This window comes from Pseudomonas sp. K5002, assembly GCF_013386655.1.
Taxonomy (GTDB): domain Bacteria; phylum Pseudomonadota; class Gammaproteobacteria; order Pseudomonadales; family Pseudomonadaceae; genus Aquipseudomonas.
On the sequence record NZ_JACARK010001371.1, the window covers coordinates 1 to 2,684 of the forward strand.

Consider the following 2,684-nt stretch of genomic DNA (forward strand, 5'->3'; position numbering starts at 1 on the left):
CCGCCGGCGCTGACGACGATACGCTGGGCGCGGATCTCACGGCCATCGACCTTCAGGCCGACCAGTGTGCCTTGTTCCAGCAAGGGTTCGATCTGTTTACCCGCGAGCAAACCGTCGCCGGCCAGTTGGGCCAGGCGTTCGATAAGGCTTGGGACGTCGATCACCAGTTCGGCCAGGCGATAGACCTTGCCCTTGAAGCGGCGATCTTGCAGGGCCGGTGGCAGGTCATCGCCCTTCACTTGATCCACGCGGCCACGCACGGCCTTGCTCGCGAAGAAACTGGTGAGGTTGCCGGCGATGGTGCCCGGCGACCACAAATAGTGGGCTTCGGACAGCAGGCGCACACCGGAGAGATCCAGTTCACCGTTGCCCGCCAGGGCTTCGCGCCAGCGGCGGGGCATGTCGGCGATGGCTTCGGAGGCACCGGTCAGGGCGCCGTGCAGTGCATATTTGGCGCCGCCGTGGATGATCCCCTGGGACTTCACGCTTTGCCCGCCACCGAGGGTGGCGCTTTCCACCAATACCGTGGAAAAGCCCTGGCGGCGCAGGCGCGCATTGAGCCAGAGGCCGGCAACCCCGGCGCCGACAATCAGAACGTCGGTGGAAATAACGGATGGCATGCAGCGACCTCAGTGTTCAAGACAGGCTGCGCAGTATACAGGCTCATGAAGTGAATCTTCGCCCCAACGCTCCCTGATGACAGACGCACCGCAGGAGCTGTCGAGTGGAACGAGGCTGCGAGTTTCGGCCTCAATTGAATCTCGCGTGAACGCTCAGTGCCCGGCCGTTTTCGAGAACAACTGAATCACCACCACGCCCAGCACAATCAGGCCCATGCCCAGCATCGCCGGGATATCCAGTTTCTGCCCGTAGATAAACAGCGCGGCGATGCTGACCATCACGATGCCCATCCCGGCCCACACTGCATACGCGACACCCACCGGCACGGTGCGCACCACCAGCGTGAGCATCCAGAAGGCCACGCCGTAGCCGACGATCACCAGCAACAACGGGATTGGCGTGCTGAAACCCTTGATCGCTTTCATGGAAACGGTGGCGATCACTTCCGAGCAGATGGCAATGGCCAGGTAATAGTAGGCGGCGTTCATGGGGTAAATCCTCGGTACAGGGTCGCTTGATAAGGTTGGCATTTTAGAGACTTGTCAGATGCGGTAAAGTCATTACCTATCCGAATTGAAGATGGGTTGAGCCATGAGCGTGCAGTGGAGTCTTGAGCAAATGCGCCTGTTTGTCAGCGTCGCCGAGCAGCGTTCATTTTCGGCGGTGGCGCGGGACCAGCGTCGGGCACAATCGGCAGTCAGCAACGGGATTGCCCTGTTGGAGGCGGACCTGGGCGTATCCCTGTTTGATCGCAGCAGCGGCCGCCAGCCCCGTTTGACCGAGGCGGGCACGGCACTGCTCGAGGAGGCGCGGGAAGTCTTGCGCCAGTGCGAGCGCCTGAATGGCCGTGCCTTGTCATTGATGCGCGGTGAAGAGGCGCGCCTGCGCCTGGCCCAGGATGAAGCCATGCTCTATCAGCCGGTGCTCGATAGCCTCGAAGCGCTGGCGGGAAAATTTCCCAGCCTGGAAGTGCAGTTGTCCAGCGCCGCCCAAGGCGATGTCGCGCGCAAGCTGGTGGAGCGCAAGGCGGATCTGGGCCTGCTGTTCTATCACGATCAGATCCCCGAAGCGTTGGAGCGCCGCGTGCTGGGCAGTGTGGAGATGGTGACCGTGTGCGGTATCGGGCATCCCATGGCCAAGGAACAGTTCGTGGATTGCCAGCGCCTGGCGCAGTTTCGCCAATTGCTGATGGCGACCCAGACCAGTGTGTATCCCGGCAGCGAGGCCGCCAGCCCGCAAGTGTGGCGGGCTGACAGTTTCTACGTGCTGGCCGAGTGGCTCGCGCGCGGCCTGGGTTGGGCCTGGTTGCCGCGGCATGTGGTGCAGTATCCGGCCTATCAGAACCAGATGGTCGAACTGAACAGCGAATGGACCCCGCCGGCGCTGGTGGTGGAGCTGGTCTGGCGTCGCGACGAGCCCCTCGGCCCGGCCGCGCGTTTCCTCGCCGAACGTTTTGCCGAGTGCTTGCAGGCGATCGACTGAAAAAGCCGATAAACTCCGCCGCCATGAATAGAACTCTCTACAGCTGTCTGTTTTACCTGGCGCTGCCGTTGGTAGCTTTACGTCTGTGGCTGCGAGCCCGCAAAGCGCCTGCTTACGCGAAGCGCGTGGGAGAACGCTTCTCCTGGGGCTTGCCGGTGATGCAACCCGGCGGGATCTGGGTGCATGCGGTGTCGGTGGGCGAAAGCATCGCCGCTGCGCCGATGATTCGCGGGCTGCTGGAACGTTATCCACAGCTGCCGATCACCGTCACCTGCATGACGCCCACCGGTTCCGAGCGCATCCAGGCGTTGTTCGCCAACGAGCCGCGCATCCAGCACTGCTACCTGCCGTACGATTTGCCCTGTGCGGTCAAGCGTTTTCTCGATCGCGTGCAGCCGAAACTGGCGGTGATCATGGAGACCGAACTGTGGCCCAACCATATTCACCAGTGCGCCAAACGCGGGATTCCCGTGGCATTGGCCAACGCGCGGCTGTCGGCTCGCTCGGCCAAGGGCTACGGGCGTTTCGCCAGGCTGACCGCGCAGATGCTGGCGGAAATGAGCCTGTTCGCGGTCCTGAAC

Annotated in this window: 4 protein-coding genes; 2 read left to right on the plus strand and 2 right to left on the minus strand. The window is 62.7% G+C overall.

Going from position 1 to position 2,684, the window contains the following annotated elements; translation table 11 throughout:
- On the minus strand, nt 1-620 hold a 620-nt coding region (locus HX846_RS36445), incomplete at its 3' end, for an FAD-dependent oxidoreductase (RefSeq protein WP_178967372.1).
- A gap of 153 nt (nt 621-773) precedes the next feature.
- A complete protein-coding gene (locus tag HX846_RS36450; RefSeq protein ID WP_003209492.1) occupies nt 774-1,109 on the minus strand; it encodes a multidrug efflux SMR transporter in 336 nt (111 codons plus the stop codon).
- Nucleotides 1,110-1,212: 103 nt separating this feature from the next.
- Between HX846_RS36450 and HX846_RS36455 the strand changes: the two genes are divergently transcribed.
- Complete coding sequence (locus tag HX846_RS36455) at nt 1,213-2,103, plus strand: LysR family transcriptional regulator (RefSeq protein WP_008439125.1); 891 nt, start codon at nt 1,213-1,215, stop codon at nt 2,101-2,103.
- A 23-nt stretch (nt 2,104-2,126) separates the two neighbouring features.
- The coding region (locus HX846_RS36460) for a glycosyltransferase N-terminal domain-containing protein (RefSeq protein ID WP_306173208.1) at nt 2,127-2,684 on the plus strand (558 nt) is incomplete at its 3' end.

What these genes read in the sequence shown, in the direction of transcription:
- HX846_RS36455 (WP_008439125.1), top strand. Translation starts at nt 1,213, where the DNA reads ATGAGCGTGCAGTGGAGTCTTGAGCAAATGCGCCTGTTTGTCAGCGTC.
- HX846_RS36450 (WP_003209492.1), bottom strand. Translation starts at nt 1,109, where the DNA reads ATGAACGCCGCCTACTATTACCTGGCCATTGCCATCTGCTCGGAAGTG.